Raw genomic sequence first — 18,848 nt, 5'->3', positions numbered from 1 at the left:
ACGCTTAAGTGTTCAATCTATAAAAATGAAATCTTATGTTAAAAACTGATAGTTAAATTAAATGGAAAATAGAGTGAGTTAAATAGATAGAATTCATTTGTGGTCTAAAAATTTTCAGTGTATTGTCATTCGGAAATGACCAGCTAGAGTTAAAAATAACAAATGATAAATCATATATAATCATTAGAATTGGGAAGAAGTGGCAGGTTTGTTATCTTTACAACTCATAACGTTTGAGGAATAAATATTCAGTTCGTACAAAATATCTATTATCGAAATACTAATTTAATTAAATAACTACAATTATAGGAATCATATGCTTACATACTGCATACCTCCTCATAAATCTATAAAATTCAGGAATAAATGCATCTACCCTTGATTGTCATTACTCAACAATTCAATACCGGTATATTATTTGTGCTGATATATGCTATAGAAACGTTTCGTCTTAAAAATATTTATAATTAAATTATAGAATTATTAAGCAATAACTTAATTTAATTATATTTATTGCTAGTAATTTTGTAAAGTGATTTTAGCTTTTATTCTAAATAATCTTTCTATAGTCTAATACGGATATCGAATTATATTTATTTATTGTTTTACAGAATATAAACTGTTAGATTCTCAAAAATCACTATAATACACGTACATTAGTCCTTTATATAATCAAAATTTTCAGTAATTTTTTCATATTATTACATATCAATATTAGATTAATATCTTTAACAAATGATATAATAATTACATTAACTTTCCAAAGGGGTTTATTAAGTTAATAATTATATAAATAAATTAAACAGGAGAATTCTTATGAAAACTGAATTAAAAAGAGATTTATCATCTAGACAGATACAGATGATAGCCTTAGGGGGAACCATAGGGGTTGCATTATTTATGGGAGCTTCAAGTACCATAAAGTGGACTGGTCCATCGGTATTAATTTCATATATGATAGCAGGAATATTTGTATTTTTAATTATGAGAGCGCTTGGAGAAATGGTATATACATATCCGGAGACTGGCTCTTTTGCTAAGTTTGCGACTGAATACATTCACCCTTCGTTTGGATACATAACAGCAAGTAGTAGTATTTTTAACTGGATAGTCGTCGGGATGAGTGAAGTCATTGCTGTCGGCACCTATATGAAATTCTGGTGGCCAGATTTACCAATTTGGATACCAGGGTTAATTGCCGTTATTATATTATTATCGGCCAATTTAATTTCTGTAAAATGGTTTGGTGAATTTGAATTTTGGTTTGCTTTAATCAAAGTAATCACTATCATCTTAATGATTGTAGCTGGTTTAGGTATTATCATTTTTGGTTTTGGAAATGGCTTTAATCCAGTTGGCATCACCAACCTTTGGTCTAATGGCGGTTTCTTCACCAATGGTTTCAGTGGATTCTTCTTCTCACTTTCAATTGTATTTGGTTCTTATGTTGGAATTGAATTAATTGGTACTACAGCTGGAGAAGCCAAAGATCCACAAACAACGATTAAAAAATCAGTCAATAGTGTAGTTTACCGAATACTAATATTTTATATCGGTTCAATATTTATTATTGTTTCAGTTTATCCATGGGATGAAATAAGTTCTCTTGGTTCACCATTTGTATTAACATTTGCCAAAGTTGGAATTACTGCAGCGGCAGCCATTATAAACTTTGTTGTAATTACAGCTGCAATGTCTGGTTGTAATTCAGGCATCTTTAGTACAAGTCGATTATTGTATACACTAGCTGAACAAGACCAAGCGCCACGTATCTTTAAGAAAGTCAACAAAAATGGCGTCCCCCACTACGCAGTCATTGCTGTATGTAGTGGAATCGTTGGCGGCGTAGTATTAAGTATTGTCTTGCCATTAATCTTAGGTAAGGATACGAACCTGTTCGTTTATGTTTACAGTGCAGGTGTAATTCCAGGATTTGTACCATGGTTTGCAATCTTGCTAAGTCATATTGGCTTCCGTAAAAAGGAACAAATAAAAGATCACCCATTTAAGATGCCTTTTGCGCCCTATTCAAACATCATTACAGTTATTATGTTATTAGCGGTCGTAATTGGTATGTTATTCAATCCAGATACACGTATATCTGCATTTATTGGATTAGGTTTTGTCATTTTAAATACGAGTTATATATTGATAAAGACCAAACGTGCTCCAGCAAAACAACCGGAAATAGAAACGACATCACAAGATTTTTAAACCATTTATATCATAATTTAACTGCCGACAATGCTTTATACAGATGTCGGCAGTTTTTTATTTAATCATTGGTTATAACGAACAAATCTATAACAGCTAAGACACTTTTCATGTTCAACTTATATAAGGTTATTGTAGGAATACCTCTATCAACTGTTAACATAGGATTAAGTATGTATAGTCGGCTTATTAACACCACATCGCAAGTTGTAACTTAACAGCATCATTATATATTCTTGGATTAAGTCCAGTGATTTGCTGACATTTTGCTAAACGATACAACAAAGTATTGCGGTGAATATACAAGGCCTTAGCAGTTTGTGCAATATTCAAATTATGCTCGAAAAACGACTGTAAAGTTTCAATCGTTTGATTATCAATATCGGCTAATATTCTTTTTCTATAACGCATTCTAATTTCCTTATTAATTTGATATAACAATGTTTGTGCTTCAACATCTTCAAATGATACAACTGCTCGCTCATGTTCATTTAACATAAATACTAATTCACATTCTTCATATGCTTTTTTAAAATCATTTAAACTCGTAAATACAAGACTAGATGCCATTTCAATGGTTAAATTCAATTGAGTAAACACTTGATATATTTGGGTTATTTTATCATTTAGCTTCGTCTTATCATCATCAGTAATTAAGATGACAATGCGATTATAATTAGTAAATGCGATTACGAACGATTGTCGATTCATTCTCGTAGAAAGCATACGAACGATACTATTTTTTGAAAATATTTGCTTTTCTATATTAATGATAATACATTTCCGTAATGTTAATAATTCTACATTTAATTGTTGTATTAGGTATCTAATAAACGTCTTCGAAGGTTCGCCCTTAAGTAGTTCCTCAATTAGTAACTCTTGACTACGAATATTACCTTCTAATTCATAAGTAAAATAACTTTGTGATAACAATAGCTCTGTAGACATCTTAACTACATCTGCAATTTGTGTTAACTGTGTAGGATTACCTGTTAACCCGATTACGCCCACAATCTCATTTTGAAAAATAATTGGCAAATTGATACCTGGTTGTGTACCTTCTAATTCTTTACACTCTGCCTCAGTTAAAGTAATAGTCTGTTCTAGTTCAATAGCACGTTTCGCTCCATAATGTATCGTCCCTATTCTTTCTTTATTATATGAAGCAAGAATTTCTCCGTTATAGTTCATTATATTAATATTACTGCCTGTGCGATTTACTGTTTCCTCTACAATCAATGCCGCTATTTCCTCAGTTAATATTTCCATGCACTCACAACCTATCATTTATATACAAAATATATGCTTTATATTTGTATATTTTAACTCTATTTTCTGACAATTAAAATCGATACAATAGAATAACAAACAATAGTAAACGTTTTCAAGGAGGGTTTGCATGTGAATATCATACTCGCACCCGATTCATTTAAAGGTAGTATGTCTGCTACCACAGTTACAAAGTTAATGCACAACAGCATCACCTCACTCTATCCTAATGCCACAGTGCAGTCATTACCAATGGGCGACGGTGGTGAAGGAACTATGGAAGCACTTATCAATGCTACCAATGGTCAACTATTTACGGAATCTGTTACTGGGCCTATAGGTGAACAGGTACAGGCTACTTATGGTGTATTAGGTGATGGTGAAACTTGTATAGTGGAAATGGCTGAAGCATCTGGACTCAGACACATCAATGAATCGCAACTCAATGCTTTAGAAACAACAACATATGGTACAGGGGAATTGATATTATCAGCATTAAATAAAGGATACCAACAATTTATATTAGCAATTGGAGGCTCAGCTACAAATGATGCAGGTGCAGGCATGTTACAGGCATTAGGGGCTCAACTCTTAGATGCACAAGGTAATGCAATCTCATTTGGAGGTGGGTCGCTAGCAGATCTAGATTCTATTAATTTATCTACATTCGATAATCGAATTGCTAAAGCATCCTTTATTATCGCTAGTGATGTTAACAATCCATTGGTTGGACCTGAAGGGGCTTCGTTCGTCTTTGGTAAACAAAAAGGAGCTTCGGATACAGAATTACAACTTCTCGATAATAATTTATTACATTTTGCTAATATCGTTGAATCACAGGTAAATATTCACATCCATGATTTCCCTGGCGCGGGGGCAGCAGGTGGTTTGGGTGGTGCTTTTAAAGCCTTTTTCCCGTGTGAATTTCGTAATGGTATAGACGTTGTAATTGAATACAGTAAATTAACTTCCTATTTAGCTGATGCTGATTTAATACTCTCGGGTGAAGGAAAGATTGACCATCAAAGTTTATATGGCAAGACACCCATAGGAGTTGCACGATGCGCACAACGATTTAATGTCCCAGTCATCTTAATTGGAGGCACCGTAGATATTGCTATAGAAAAGCTTCACGAGCACGGCATTCTAAGCGCATTTAGTTTAGTCAATGGACCAAAATCATTGGCTGATACACTCGCTATTTCGGAACAACTTTTACAAGGAATAACCAAAAATATTGTCTCTACCTTTTTCTATTCCAAAACATAGTGCTAATAATAGCTCATAAACATAAATCGCAACGAATTACCCTGTTGTGATAAATAAGGAGGTCATCACCAATGAAAGCCAATATATTATATGGCAAATCTAGTGTCGAATTAGATTTGCCTGATCACACAGTTCGAATAGAACCCACTGACCAACCTGCTCTGAATCAACCTGAACAGGTAATTCAAGAGGCATTAGCATCACCAATAGGCACACCCCCACTATCAACAATGGTTAAATCTAATCAGACAGTAGCAATTGTTATTAGTGATATCACAAGACCTACCCCCAATCATATCCTTGTTCCTTTGATTATGAATTGTCTAAAGCATGTTCCAACAGAAAATTTTGTCATTATTAATGGCACGGGAACTCATAGAGATCAAACCCGAGAAGAACTGATTCAAATGTTGGGCGAAGATATCGTAGACTCAGTAAATATCGTACATAATCATTGTAATGACAAGTCTAGTTTAAAGAAAGTGGGTCATAGTAAATATGGTTGTGATGTATATTTAAATAAAGATTATGTCGAGGCTGACTTTAAAATAGTTACAGGCTTTATCGAACCACATTTTTTCGCCGGTTTCTCAGGTGGCCCTAAGGGAATCATGCCTGGTATTGCTGGTATTGAAACAATAATGACCTTCCATAACGCTAAAATGATTGGAGATATGCGATCCACATGGGGCAATATGGAAGATAATCCAGTACAAGATATGACCCGGGAAATTAATGCAATGTGTAAACCGGATTTCATGCTCAATGTCACTTTAAATAAATCTAAAGATATCACTGCTGTTTTTGCTGGTGAACTATACGAAGCACATGATGTTGGATGTAATTATGCAAAATCACACGCCATGTTTAAATGCCAAGAACGGTTTGATGTAGTGATTGCTTCGAATTCTGGTTATCCTTTAGATCAAAATTTATATCAGACAGTTAAAGGGATGAGCGCTGCACATAAAGTGGTTAAAGAAGGTGGCAGTATTATTATGTTCTCTGAATGCAGTGATGGTTACCCAAACCACGGTAACTTCGCTGAAATTTTAAAAATGGCAGATTCGCCTCAAGGGTTATTGGATATGATAAATGACCCTAAATTCGGAATGCTAGACCAATGGCAAGTACAAAAGCAAGCCGTTATTCAAACATTTGCTGATGTATATCTCTATTCAACACTTACCGCCCAACAAACTACAGATGCTATGTTACATCCAGTAAATGATATTAAGGAAACATTAGCTCAACTGAGAGAAAAATATGGCCCTGATATGACTATTGGTGTTATGCCTTTAGGACCATTGACAATTCCATACGTTGAGTAATTATACTGAGGAGGAAACAATGATGGACCAACAAACAATTATAGAAAAAGACCAAAAGTTAACAGAAATTATAAAGCCACTAGGTACTGTTTTAGTTGCATTTTCAGGTGGAGTAGATAGTAGTTTCGTCTTAAAGAAAGCCATAGATGTCTTAGGTAAGTACAATGTTAAAGGTGTAATCGTTAAATCCGAATTATTCAGAGAGGAAGAATTTAATGCAGCAAGAACATTAGGAAAGTCTTTAAATGTAGAAATTATAGAAACTGAAATTGCAGAATTAGAGGATCCATATATTATTAAAAACACACCTGAAAGTTGGTATCACAGTAAGCGTCTACTGTATGGTGAGCTCGAACGGTTACGTGACTTATATCGCTTTGATTATGTGCTAGATGGGATGATTATGGATGATTTAGCTGACTTTAGACCTGGACTAAAGGCAAGAACCGAATTTAATGTTCGTAGTGTATTACAAGAAGCTACATTATATAAAGATGAAATTCGTAAACTTAGCAAGCAATACCATCTTCCAGTGTGGAACAAGCCAGCACTATGTAGCCTTGCTTCACGTATTCCATATGGTGAGCCATTAACCTTTAGTAAAGTCAATAAAGTGAACGAAGCCGAAAAATATATTGCCAGCCTCGGAATTGAGCATGTCCGTGTTCGATATCATAATAATATTGCACGAGTTGAAGTAGATGACGAAGCGATACAAACAGTTATAACACATAGAAATGAAATTGCCTTACACTTAAAGGAATTTGGTTTCGATTATGTCACAGTTGATTTAGAAGGTTATCGTACAGGTAGTATGAACGAAGTAATCAATACTGATTATCACATATCTTAAATTGCAAAAAGGTGGTCTATAAATGACTGAAAACGAGAAAACTATTGAAGCCCTTTTGACGGCGGTACAGTCTAATACACTCTCCGTAGCATCGGCTATGAAACAATTGAAGCAATATAATGATATTGGTTTTGCAAAGGTTGATTTACATCGCAAACATCGACAAGGATTTCCAGAAGTTATATTCGGTGAAGGAAAAACTGCACAGCAAATAACTGACATCATTCAAACATTATTATCAAATAAAGAAATTATTTTAGTAACAAGAATTGACGCAGATAAAGCGAACCATGTCCTAAATCACTATCCACAACTTGAATATTATGAACAAGCTAAAGTGCTAACAACACCGATTGCATCTATACCTAAATCAACATACAAGGCAGCCATCATCTGTGCTGGAACTTCTGATTTACCTATCGCTGAAGAAGCAGCACTGACTGCTCAAGTCATGGGAACAGAAATTGAACGAGTATATGATGTTGGTGTATCTGGTATCCATCGTTTATTTGATCATATTGAAACCATTCGTAATTGCAAAGTATCTATCGTTATCGCTGGCATGGAAGGTGCATTATCTAGTGTTATTTCAGGCCTAGTAGACCATCCAGTCTATGCCGTACCAACTAGTATCGGCTATGGCGCAAATTTAAATGGTATTACCACATTACTGGCAATGATTAATTCATGTGCACCTGGTACAAGTGTATTAAATATAGATAATGGCTTCGGTGGTGGATATAATGCAGCCATGCTGATCCACATGCTCGAACAAGAACAACAAACGGAGGAATCGCTATGGTGAAATCACTTTATTTAGATTGTCATGCAGGAATTGCAGGTGATATGTTTCTCTCAGCATTGGTGGACTTGGGGGCAGATACAAACTATATTATCGATCAGTTAAAGTCACTTCCGTTAAATCATTTTGAATTACACTTTTCTAAAAAGGACAAGAAAGGTATACAAGCGTTGACGTTAACAATTGATTTCGAAGAAGCGCATCATCATCGTAAAGCAAAAGATATTTATCAAATTATTAACAATAGTGACTTACCACAGCGTGTAAAGGAACGCAGTATCAGTGTCTTTGAGGTTATTGCACAAGCTGAAGCAAAAATACACGGCATGGATGTTAATGACGTACATTTCCATGAAGTAGGCGCAATGGATTCAATTATCGATATCATTGGCAGTTGTCTCGCTTTAGAAAGTTTAGCAATTGATAATCTCTATGCCTCTCCTATCCCGACTGGCCATGGAAAAATTAATATTGCTCATGGTATTTATCCCATTCCTGCCCCAGCGACTGCTGAAATATTAACTGGTGTTCCACTTGCACATTTCGATGTTGCTGCAGAATTAACTACACCAACTGGGGCTGGGTTTATCAAAGCGTTGGTAAAGGATATAGGACCTATGCCAAATCTGACAATAAATCGTATCGGCTATGGTGGCGGTAACAAGGACTTTGATTTCCCTAACATTGTGAGAGTAATTGAATTTACAGAAAATAAAGCGTCGCTAAATACTACTAATACAACTAAAGATGCTACACCCAATTACGTTCAACAATTAGAATGTCAAATTGATGATATGACTGCAGAATCACTTGGTTTTCTGCTACAAGCTTTATTCAACCAAGGGGCTTTAGATGTATATTACACACCTATAATTATGAAAAAAAGTCGCCCAGCTACATTAATTACAATGATCTGTAGAATTGAAGATGCTGCAGAATTTGAAGACTATCTATTACAGCACACTACAACACTAGGCGTGCGCAGTAGCACTATTCAACGCCAAACTCTATTTCGACAGTTCCAATCACTAACAACAAAATATGGTGTTATTACAGTAAAGCTAGGTTTATTAAACAACCAAATTATTAAAGCAAAACCAGAATTTGAAGATGTTAAACGCGCTGCATTACAGACGAATATACCATTCATGCGTGTTTATCAAGATATTGAAGCTGAAATTCACCAACATATCTTAAACAATTAAATGATGAAAATGAATAAGGTAGTTTACCTCACTATTGAATGTAAGCACATATCTATGATTGATATAGTGTTCATTCGATATTGAAAGTAAACTACCTTAGTTTTATGTTATTAATGATAATTATTGTATTTGATTATGACTTTGAAGGTCCAATTGTTATATTTGCACTGTCTAATGCTGACTCTAGGACTTCAACGACAGCTATACTATGTTCTAATTGACGTTTAGCTAAGACATCATCTTTATTCTGAATCATTTTTATTATTTTTACAAATTCCTCATGCATACGATGTTCAAATTGGTTTAATTGGTAAAGCTGTGTTCCGCCACCAATGTGATTAACTTCAAATGATTGTAATTCGTTCGTTGGACCTTCAATGTGTATCGTTGCCTGATCACCTTGAATATAGGAATGATTATCAGAACTAGAGTCCTTTGCGCCGATACAGACTACTTTTAAATTATCATAATCTAATTGCAAGATACCTGATGTATCTATATTTTTCTCAACATTTGCAAAGTATGCAACACCCTTAGGTTTGCCAAATAACCCCACTGCTAAATGGACATTATAGACATTGATATCCATTAACGCGCCACCACCCATTTCTGGATTAAATGCTGGTTGAATTATATCTTGCTTAAAATTATCATATCTTGAAGAGTATTGAGAATAGTTAAACTGGGCAAGCTTGATATCTCCAATTTCTTGGAGTGTATGTTTCAAGACATCATAATTGCCTAAATAAAGATTCGTGATTGCTTCTGTAATAATCACTTGTTTCGCTTCTGCGAGTTCTTTTAAAGTTTCAAGTTCTACCTTGGTAAGTGTAAAAGGCTTTTCACAAATGACATGTTTACCGTGTTCTATCGCTTGCTGTGCATAATAGTAGTGCAAATGATTCGGCACAGCAATATAGACCACCTCTAAATCTTCATCCTCTAAAAATTGAGTATAATTTTCATATACCTCTTTGATATTAAATTGCTTTTGTAATTCATTAACATTTTGTGGATTTCTTCCCGTCGTGACAATACTTTGAAACACAACGCCAGAAACTTGTTCCAATACAGGCAATGCTTCTTTAACAATTTTCCCTGCACCAACAATACCAATATTCATCATTGTTACCCCTTCTTCCCCTTTGAATTTTTAATCAACTTATAAATAAGCATAATCTTTATACAATATTTGTCAATTCATATTATTTTAGTATTTAAAAAGCATAAAAATATGCTTCAGATATAAACGAAGGTTATCATTTATCTGAAGCATACAAATTAATATTTCACTTTATAAAATTTATGATTTCCATATTGCTTCTATTTGCTCTAATGTCTTACCTTTAGTCTCAGGGATAAATTTCCAAATAAATATACCTGATAGTATACTCATTAAAGCATAGAATCCATATGTCATCGTTCCACTGATATCCATCATAAATGGATAAGTAGATGTGATCGTAAAGTTAGCTAACCACTGTACTGCTACTGCAATAGCCATAGCTGAACTTCTAATTCTATTAGGGAATATTTCAGACAATAACACCCAAATAATCGGTCCCCAACTCATCATAAATGATGCCGTATAGACAACCATAAACACTAACGTAATTACTCCGAAAGCACCATTTGCAGTTAACAGACTCATTCCTATCATACCTATAGCCATCCCTAATGAACCAATCATCAGTAGTGGTTTTCTGCCAAATTTATCAACATATATGATTGCAATGATTGTAAAAATAACATTCACAAGCCCCATAACTACTGTTTGTATCATTGATGCGTTACTTCCTGCACCTAAATTTTCAAAGATACGCGGCGCATAATATAATGCAACATTAATACCTATAAATTGTTGGAATATTGATAGTACAATACCAATAATCACTACTGCTTTACCAAAGCTAAATAACGGTGCTTTGACATCCTTTGTCTTATTTTTAGTCGACAATATTTCATTTAATACTGTTTGTGCATGGTTCTTTGAATTATAAATTCTGTTCAACACAGTTAATGCCGCTTCATTTTTATTCATTAATGTCAGATATCGAGGTGTTTCCGGTACTAAAAATAATAACAGAAAGAAAACTACAGCTGGAATTGCTGCGGTCATAAACATGTAGCGCCAACCAACATGATCTATCCACGCTTGGCTTTGACCAAACGTTATGCCATAATTCACAAAATAAACCACTAACATACCAAAAATAATTGCAAATTGATTCCAAGATACTAGTGTACCTCGGATAGAAGATGGTGAAATTTCACTGATATACATTGGAGAAATCGCAGACGCTAATCCAACACCAATTCCACCTAATATACGATAAAAATTAAACGTCAATAATAATCCTAAACTGGCTTGTCCTGGTTCGAAAAATATAAATTCTGGGTAACCTGACAATAATGCAGAGATTATAAACAGTATCGCTGCAATTTGTAACGATCGTTTTCTGCCAAATCGACTAGAAAAATACGAAGATAAAAACCCTCCTATTACGCATCCAATGAGCGCACTAGATACTGTCATTCCATGAATAAAACTACCATATTGAGCTGTTAAATAACGTTGCAACGATTGTTCAGCACCTGATATCACTGCCGTATCATACCCAAATAACAAACCACCTAATGTAGCAATTAGTGCAATTGTAAAAATAAATTTCTTATTATTATAAGATGACATGCTCCCATCCCCTTAACACTACTTAAATTGAACTAACTTTTTCGACAATGCTTGTGTATTCTCATAAACTTCTGTATATACGTTATAAATGTCTTTATACACTTGAACGTCTGCTTTATTACTTGATATGGAATCATTGTATTCAATCCAAGCAGCGCTAAGGTCTTTGAAAGAATCAAACCAGCCCACTCCCATCGCAGCTAACATTGCCGCACCATATGCTGGACCTTGTTCTTCTGTTCTCGTAGTGATGTCAGTATCAAAAATATCCGCCTGTATTTGCAACCATGTCTTATTTTTTGCACCGCCACCGATTGATACAATTTCTCTACTATCATGTACATCATTTTTGATAATTTCCAAACTATCTTTTATTGAAAAAGTTACACCTTCTAACACCGCTCTTTTCATATCTGCCATAGTTGTATTCGCATCTAATCCTATAAAACTGCCTCTTACTGAAGAATCATTATAAGGTGTACGTTCTCCTAATAAATAGGGTGTATATAACAGTCCATTTGAACCTTTCTGAGATGATGTGATTTCCTTTAAAAAATGATCAAAGTTTTCTTCACTATTCAATACATTTTTCAACCATTCCAAACTATAACCTGCAGATAAAGTAACACCCATTATGTACTTTTGTTCTGGTACACAATGATGGAAGTAATGTACCTTACCGTCATTTTCATAAGTCTTATCATTTTGAATAGCTAATGCAACTCCAGATGTACCAATACTTACTAAACGCTTTTGTTCATCAGTAATACCTGCACCTAAAGCACCGCAAGCATTATCTGCACCACCTTGATAAACCTTTATATCACCATTTACATTTAGTTTTTGCATAATCGATTCTTTTATCGCACCATTATAGCCATGTGAAGGTATGATGTCAGGACAGATGTGTGGGTTTATTTCTAATTTATCTAATATGGTTGTAGACCATTGACCCTTTTTGACATTAAACATTATTGTTCCAGATGCATCTGATGGTTCCGTGAAAATATTGCCAGTTAATTTATAAGCAACATAATCTTTAGGTAACATAAATCGATCTATTTGTTCATAATGCTCTGGTTCATTATTTTTCAACCATATAAGTTTAGGTAAAGTAAATCCTTCTAAAACTGTGTTTTGCGTTTCTTTTAATAGTAGCGATAAACCTAACTTAGATTTTATCCATTCGACTTCTTTATGCGTTCTAGTGTCATTCCATAAAATAGCCGGTCTAATCACTTCACCTTGCTTATCGACTACCACTAAACCATGCATTTGCCCTGAAAAACTAAGTCCTGCTATTTCAGAGGACTTATATTTTCCAAAGACATAGGCTAAGCTTTCCAAAGCAGCTTCATACCAAATATTCGGATTTATTTCGCTATATCCTGTGTGTGGATGTTCGGTCTTATATTCAACACTATAACTATCGATTACTTGTCCATACTCATCAACTACAATTGTCTTCAATCCACTCGTACCAATATCCATACCAATGACATTGTTCATCGCAATCAACCTTTACTATTAATATTTAAAATATATTGATTAATTTGTGACTTTATTACTTCTAAATGATCTGACTCATTTGTAATTTCAGTAAGTGTTAAAGCATATTTTTCTAACTCTTTAAATGTGACTTCGCCGTTTAGAATTTTTTGACCAATTCCACTTTGATAAGATGCATACTTTTCACTTACTATATTTTCAAAAAAGTTATCTTCAATCATTTGATGTGCAACTCTTAGACCTAAAGCGAAGGCATCCATACCTGCAATATGTGTTAATACCAAGTCCTCTTGTTTGAAAGAGGTACGACGTGGTTTAGCATCAAAGTTCAAGCCACCTGGCGTTAATCCACCATTTTTCAAAATTTCATACATGGCAAGTGTAGTGTCATAGACATCCGTAGGAAATTCATCAGTATCCCAACCTAATTGAGGATGACCTTGGTTGGCATCTACTGAGCCTAGCAATTGGTTATCACGTGCATATCTTAGTTCATGTTGGAAAGAATGACCCGCTAATGTTGCATGATTGGCCTCAATATTAAATTTAAATACATGATCTAAATTGTACTTTTGTAAAAATGCATGTGCCGTTGCTACATCTGTATCATATTGATGTGTTGTCGGTTCTTTCGGCTTAGGTTCGATTAAGAATTGACCTTTAAAACCAATTTCCTCTGCATAAGCGATAGCCATTTTAAAGAACTTAGCTAAATTATCTAACTCTAATTTCATATCGGTATTCAGCAGACTTTCGTAGCCTTCTCTACCACCCCAAAATACAAAGTTTTCCGCATTTAACGTTTTCGCAATTTCTAATGACTTTTTGACCTTTGCGGCAGCATATGCAAATACGTCAGCGTTTGATGATGTAGCCGCACCATGAACAAAGCGTTCATGTGTGAAGTTGTTCGTTGTATTCCATAATAATTTTTTACCTGTTTCATCCATTTTTTCTTTTATCAATTTAACTATCACATCTAAATTTTCATTTGATTCTTCTAAGTTTTTTCCTTCAGGAGCGATATCAATGTCATGGAAACAAAAGTATTCAATACCTGTTTTTTCCATAAATTCAAATATTGCAGATACGCGCGCTTTTGCTTTATCCATATCATTTAAATTATCCCAATCTCTAATAGCAGCTCCCACTCCAAATGGATCTGATAAATCAGCAGTAAACGTATGCCAATAAGCTACACTAAATCTCAAATGCTCTGCCATCGTTTTGTCACCAATTTTTTCTGAAGCATTATAATATTTAAAACTAAATGGATTCGTTGATTTCGGCCCTTCATACTGTACTTTTTCAATATCAAAATATGTCATGATTCATTCCTCCTGTTTTCCACTTGGTTAGTTAGTTTAATAAACTAACTAACTTTTTAATCACTATATCACTTCGGCCGATATTTGTAAACGCTTTCTTAATATAAATAAAAAACCTTTTAACATTATCGTTAAAAGGCTAAATTATTTATTTGAAATTTAATTTTATATCATGAACATCCAGTATTTGTTGCGTAATAGCAATTGCTGCCCCCATTAATGTCGCATATTGGACATTAGAGGTTATAGCTACATTGTTATTATTAGAATTAAATTTGCATGACACATGTTTAATTTTTTCAAGCAATTCAGGTATTTCATTGATTAATGGACAATTGATATAAATCATCTCAGGGTTCATTTGTGAATTTAAGTTGTGCACCAATACAGCGATTCTCTTACAGAATAATTCCAATGTTTGAGTGACAGTATAATCGCCTTCTACATAGTGTTTTTTCACTTTATCTACTGTCATTGTGGTGTTGAGTTGTTTAGTTAAGTGTTGAATAATTGCTTCTTGTGAACATAAATCTTCAATTTTAAGGTATGTGGGTTCGTCTGTTGCAACATTTGAAATCAAAGTCTTGCCTATTTCTCCTGCTTGCCCCGCATTTCCACGATATAATTTCTTATTGATGATCAATCCTGCCCCTATACCTTTATGTATACTAAGAGATATCAGATTATTAATTTCGAGATTGCCTTGATAGTCTCTCTCATAAATAGCCGATAGATTGGCTTCATTCTCCAATATAACTGGCACATTCGTGACTTGCTTTATCGCTTCGACGATTGATATATCCTCTAAATCATGAAACGGCAAATCAATAATTTCTTGTTGTTCATTAACAATACCATGAACCGATATCGCTACACCTAACAAGCCAAATTCTGTTTCATAATATGCATCTGCATTCACATATTGCTTAATCATTGCGATAATATCACTCATCTTGTTACTTTCAAGAGGAACAGACTGATGTTTCATTGTCTCCCCATCAAAATAACTATATAAAATTTCTATCGAATGGTATGCGATATCTATCGAAATTGTATAACCAAAGTGTTTATTTACTTCTAATAGAATCGGTTTTCTACCGCCACTTTTAGTACTATCTCCCTGTCCTACTTCAGTAACGAGTTTTTTAAGCTTTAATCTATTAAGTAAGTTAGATATCGTTGCCTTATTGATTTCTAAATTTTTTGATATCTGAATCCTTGAAATATAGCGATTGTTGAATATTTGTTGAAGCACTTGTCGTTCATTCTCATCTAAATTTAATGCTTCTAATTTCTCCATTTCTATTCACCTCACCTAAATATAATGTTTAGTACTCATTTTATAGCACTCAATCTTTCATTCAATAATTTAACTATAGCATACCCCCATTCATCTAGGATAAATAAAAAAAGATTACAGTCACAATCTTTGCAACTGTAATCTTAAACATGCACTTTAACATGTAAGCCATTATACTAGCTAACATTAACTTTCTTTAACGTTAACATTATTAAGTTTCACTTTTTCTTCTGTACCACAAAATGTTTCGATTTCTTCTAATGTTTTTCCTCTTGATTCAGGGACACATTTTTTAACAAATATAACACCTAAAATACAGATGATACCGAATATCGCAAATACCATTTCTTGTGGAAAATGTGTCGTCATAATCGGGAATAATAATCCAACTAAAAATGAACCTAGCCAATTTAATGAAGATGCAACGCCTGATGCAAATCCTCTAATTGTTAACGGGAATATTTCCCCTACAATTACCCAAGTCAATGGCGCCCATGTAAATGAATAGAAGGCTACGTAGATACTTAAAAATATCACAATTATAATTGGGTTAGCATTAGGTATTACAATATTAATAATTGTAGGTAGTATAAATGACAATCCCATCACTGTACCGCCAAGCATGAGCAATGTTCGTCGATTAAACTTATCAGCAATCCAAATAAATAGTAATGAACCTAGAACCAAGATAACGCCTTGAATAATTGGCCATAATAATGCCGAGCTTGCTGAATTACCTGTCGCTTGTTCAACGATTAGAGGAATATAATAGAATATCGCATTTGCCCCTTGAAATTGTTGAAAAGCTGCAACACCCAATCCTGCAATTACCAAATACTTATATTTACTATTAAATAAGGTACTTAATGTATTATTTGTTGTCACTTTATTCTCTGTTAAAATCGTACTTCTAATTTCCTCAAATTCTGCATCAACTTGTTTCACTTTTCGTAAATTCATTAATACATGCTTTGCTTCATCAAACTTTCCATTTTTAATTAAAAATCTAGGAGATTCTGGTAATTTTAATACCCCTAAAAATAGTATTAAAGCTGGCACTGCGGCTATGCCTAACATCAATCTCCAACCTAATTCGACCGGTAAATCACGTAACAAGAAATCCACAATATAAGATAACAACATACCTGATACAATCATCGTTTGATTCAAACCAGACAATTGACCTCTGAATTTTGCTGGTGCCATCTCAGACATATATGCTGGTACAAGCGCCGAAGCTGCACCTACAGCTAAACCTAAAATAATACGTGAAATAATTAGGAAATAATTGCCGTGATGTGGTGCAATGCCGGATAACACCGAACCTAACACAAAGATTAATGCGGAAATTAGAATCATTTTTCTACGCCCTAATTTATCCGATAATCTACCTGCTAAAATACCACCAAAAATAGCACCTAACATCACTGAAGATGTAATTAATCCTATAATAAAGCCACTATCTATACCCCAATCTTCCCTAAGAAATGGTAAAGCACCAGTCATTACACCAATGTCATAACCAAATAGAATACCACCAAATGCACCAAAGAAATAAATAAAACTATTGGACACCTTACTGTTTGTTTTCATCCCATTCACCCTCTTTTTACCTTTCGCATACATCTATGTCACAACAATTCATCCATTATTTAATCACTACATACTCTGCTTCAAACATCTTAATTAACATCTCTAGTTGTGCCGAGTTTAACGTCAACGAAAGTACGGTATGATGGCCGCCACCTTCTTCAATCCAGCGTCTCACTCCTTTTTCAAGTGATGGTTTTGCTTGCCATAATACTCTTGCTACTGGTAAATTCGGAGCAGGCTCTGTTAATGTTTCGGCAGTAATTTCATTAACGATAAATTTATAGTGGGTACCTAAATCAAGCATTGTCACAACAACACCTTCGCCTGCTTGACCATCGAACACCAAGCGTGCTGGGTCGTTCTTATCGCCAATGCCTAAGTAATCTACGACGATTTTTGGTTTAGTTGCTGCCAATGTCGGATCAACTTCTAACATATGCGAACCTAGAATTTGCTGTTTATCACTTCGCATATCATACGTATAATCTTCCATAAATCCAGTCGCTTTATTGTCTGTAGCAATTTTTAACAATCTATCCAATGCCGCTGTTTTCCAATCACCTTCACCTGCAAATCCATAACCTTGTTCATTTAGACGTTGTACAGCTAAACCTGGTAATTGTTTCATACCATGTAAGTCCTCAAAGTTTGTTGTAAAGGCAGTGTATCCACCAGCATCTAAGAAACGTTTAATGGCAATTTCATATTTAATTTGCTCTTTAACTGAATCATTAAAATGTGCTTCATCATTATTTCTGTAATCAAAATCATATTGATTCTGATATTCAGCAAACAGAGTTGTAATTTCCTCTTCTTTGACTGCTTCTATATATGCAACTAAATCCCCAATTCCAAAGTAATCTACAGTCCAACCAAATTGGATTTGTGCTTCTATCTTGTCACCTTCAGTAACTGCAACATTTCTCATATTGTCGCCAAAGCGTGCCACCTTAAGATTGAAACTCTCATTGTAAGCATGAGCGATGCGCATCCATGACTTAATATCTTCTTGAGTCGCTTTATCTTTCCAATGACCAAAAATGATTTTATTTTGTTTGCCCAACCTTTTATTGATAAAGCCGTACTCTCTATCTCCATGAGCAGATTGATGTAAATTCATATAATCCATATCAATTTTTTCCCAGGAAATATTGTCATAGAATTGTGTTGCTAAATGTAATAATGGTTTTTGCAGGAGTTTAGTCCCTCTAATCCACATTTTGGCTGGTGAAAATGTATGCATCCATGTAATAACACCTGCAATATCATCTCTATAATTTGCTTCTTTCATAATATTTGTAATAGCATCCGCTGTTGTTGCCAATTGTGTTTGTAGTTCAATATTAAAAGGCAAATCAGCCTGTTCATTTAAATATGTAGTCATTACCTGTGCGTCTGACTTCACTTGCTCTAATGCCTCATCACCGTATAGTGCTTGCGATCCAACAACAAACCAAAATTTCTTTTCTGTAGCCATCTTTAA

The 18,848-nt window shown here is 34.2% G+C and carries 14 protein-coding genes; 6 read left to right on the top strand and 8 right to left on the bottom strand.

The annotated features are described in order from the left end of the window. Nucleotides 1-816: 816 nt before the first annotated feature. A complete protein-coding gene (locus JN168_RS01200; RefSeq protein ID WP_042740482.1) occupies nucleotides 817-2,214 on the top strand; it encodes an amino acid permease in 1,398 nt (465 codons plus the stop codon). A 189-nt stretch (nucleotides 2,215-2,403) separates the two neighbouring features. On the opposite strand, the gene JN168_RS01195 is transcribed toward JN168_RS01200, so the two are convergent. Then, nucleotides 2,404-3,483: a CdaR family transcriptional regulator gene (locus tag JN168_RS01195; RefSeq protein WP_279526097.1), complete on the bottom strand. Its 1,080-nt coding sequence runs from the start codon at nucleotides 3,481-3,483 to the stop codon at nucleotides 2,404-2,406. Between the two features lie 132 nt (nucleotides 3,484-3,615). Between JN168_RS01195 and JN168_RS01190 the strand changes: the two genes are divergently transcribed. The 5 genes from JN168_RS01190 (at nucleotide 3,616) to larC (ending at nucleotide 8,943) form a co-directional block, all read left to right on the top strand. Next, entirely contained in the window at nucleotides 3,616-4,752 is a 1,137-nt protein-coding gene (locus JN168_RS01190) for a glycerate kinase (RefSeq protein ID WP_279526096.1), read from the top strand. A 71-nt stretch (nucleotides 4,753-4,823) separates the two neighbouring features. Next, on the top strand, nucleotides 4,824-6,083 hold the full coding sequence (gene larA / locus JN168_RS01185) for a nickel-dependent lactate racemase (protein WP_279526095.1): 1,260 nt from the start codon (nucleotides 4,824-4,826) through the stop codon (nucleotides 6,081-6,083). 22 nt (nucleotides 6,084-6,105) lie between these two features. Next, a complete protein-coding gene (larE, locus tag JN168_RS01180; protein ID WP_371130092.1) occupies nucleotides 6,106-6,936 on the top strand; it encodes an ATP-dependent sacrificial sulfur transferase LarE in 831 nt (276 codons plus the stop codon). Between the two features lie 22 nt (nucleotides 6,937-6,958). Continuing rightward, on the top strand, nucleotides 6,959-7,741 hold the full coding sequence (gene larB / locus JN168_RS01175; protein ID WP_107512142.1) for a nickel pincer cofactor biosynthesis protein LarB: 783 nt from the start codon (nucleotides 6,959-6,961) through the stop codon (nucleotides 7,739-7,741). Next, nucleotides 7,735-8,943 (top strand): nickel pincer cofactor biosynthesis protein LarC, encoded by a 1,209-nt coding sequence (gene larC / locus JN168_RS01170; RefSeq protein ID WP_279526094.1) that lies wholly within the window; start codon nucleotides 7,735-7,737, stop codon nucleotides 8,941-8,943. Before larB ends, larC begins: the two co-directional genes overlap by 7 nt. A gap of 133 nt (nucleotides 8,944-9,076) precedes the next feature. Here the strand turns inward: larC and JN168_RS01165 are convergent, their stop codons facing one another. From JN168_RS01165 to araA, 7 genes are all read right to left on the bottom strand, one after another. Beyond that, nucleotides 9,077-10,066 (bottom strand): Gfo/Idh/MocA family protein, encoded by a 990-nt coding sequence (locus tag JN168_RS01165; protein WP_279526093.1) that lies wholly within the window; start codon nucleotides 10,064-10,066, stop codon nucleotides 9,077-9,079. A gap of 180 nt (nucleotides 10,067-10,246) precedes the next feature. Next, nucleotides 10,247-11,635 carry a D-xylose transporter XylE gene (gene xylE, locus JN168_RS01160; protein WP_042740490.1) on the bottom strand — a complete coding sequence of 463 codons (1,389 nt, stop codon included), beginning with the start codon at nucleotides 11,633-11,635 and terminating at the stop codon, nucleotides 10,247-10,249. Between the two features lie 18 nt (nucleotides 11,636-11,653). Further along, nucleotides 11,654-13,144 (bottom strand): xylulokinase, encoded by a 1,491-nt coding sequence (gene xylB / locus JN168_RS01155; protein WP_279526092.1) that lies wholly within the window; start codon nucleotides 13,142-13,144, stop codon nucleotides 11,654-11,656. Nucleotides 13,145-13,149: 5 nt separating this feature from the next. Next, on the bottom strand, nucleotides 13,150-14,472 hold the full coding sequence (xylA, locus tag JN168_RS01150; RefSeq protein WP_042740492.1) for a xylose isomerase: 1,323 nt from the start codon (nucleotides 14,470-14,472) through the stop codon (nucleotides 13,150-13,152). A gap of 148 nt (nucleotides 14,473-14,620) precedes the next feature. Next, nucleotides 14,621-15,727 carry an ROK family protein gene (locus JN168_RS01145; RefSeq protein ID WP_459213962.1) on the bottom strand — a complete coding sequence of 369 codons (1,107 nt, stop codon included), beginning with the start codon at nucleotides 15,725-15,727 and terminating at the stop codon, nucleotides 14,621-14,623. A 231-nt stretch (nucleotides 15,728-15,958) separates the two neighbouring features. Continuing rightward, nucleotides 15,959-17,365, bottom strand: coding sequence for a sugar porter family MFS transporter (locus JN168_RS01140; RefSeq protein ID WP_042740494.1), 1,407 nt, complete (start codon nucleotides 17,363-17,365; stop codon nucleotides 15,959-15,961). A 55-nt stretch (nucleotides 17,366-17,420) separates the two neighbouring features. Further along, a complete protein-coding gene (gene araA, locus JN168_RS01135) occupies nucleotides 17,421-18,842 on the bottom strand; it encodes an L-arabinose isomerase (protein ID WP_279526090.1) in 1,422 nt (473 codons plus the stop codon). Between the last annotated feature and the right edge of the window lie 6 nt (nucleotides 18,843-18,848).

Origin of the sequence: Staphylococcus gallinarum, assembly GCF_029774255.1 — a bacterium.
Taxonomy (GTDB): domain Bacteria; phylum Bacillota; class Bacilli; order Staphylococcales; family Staphylococcaceae; genus Staphylococcus; species Staphylococcus gallinarum.
The sequence above is the reverse complement of the archived record's forward strand: the minus strand, read 5'-3'. Positions and strand labels throughout refer to the sequence as shown.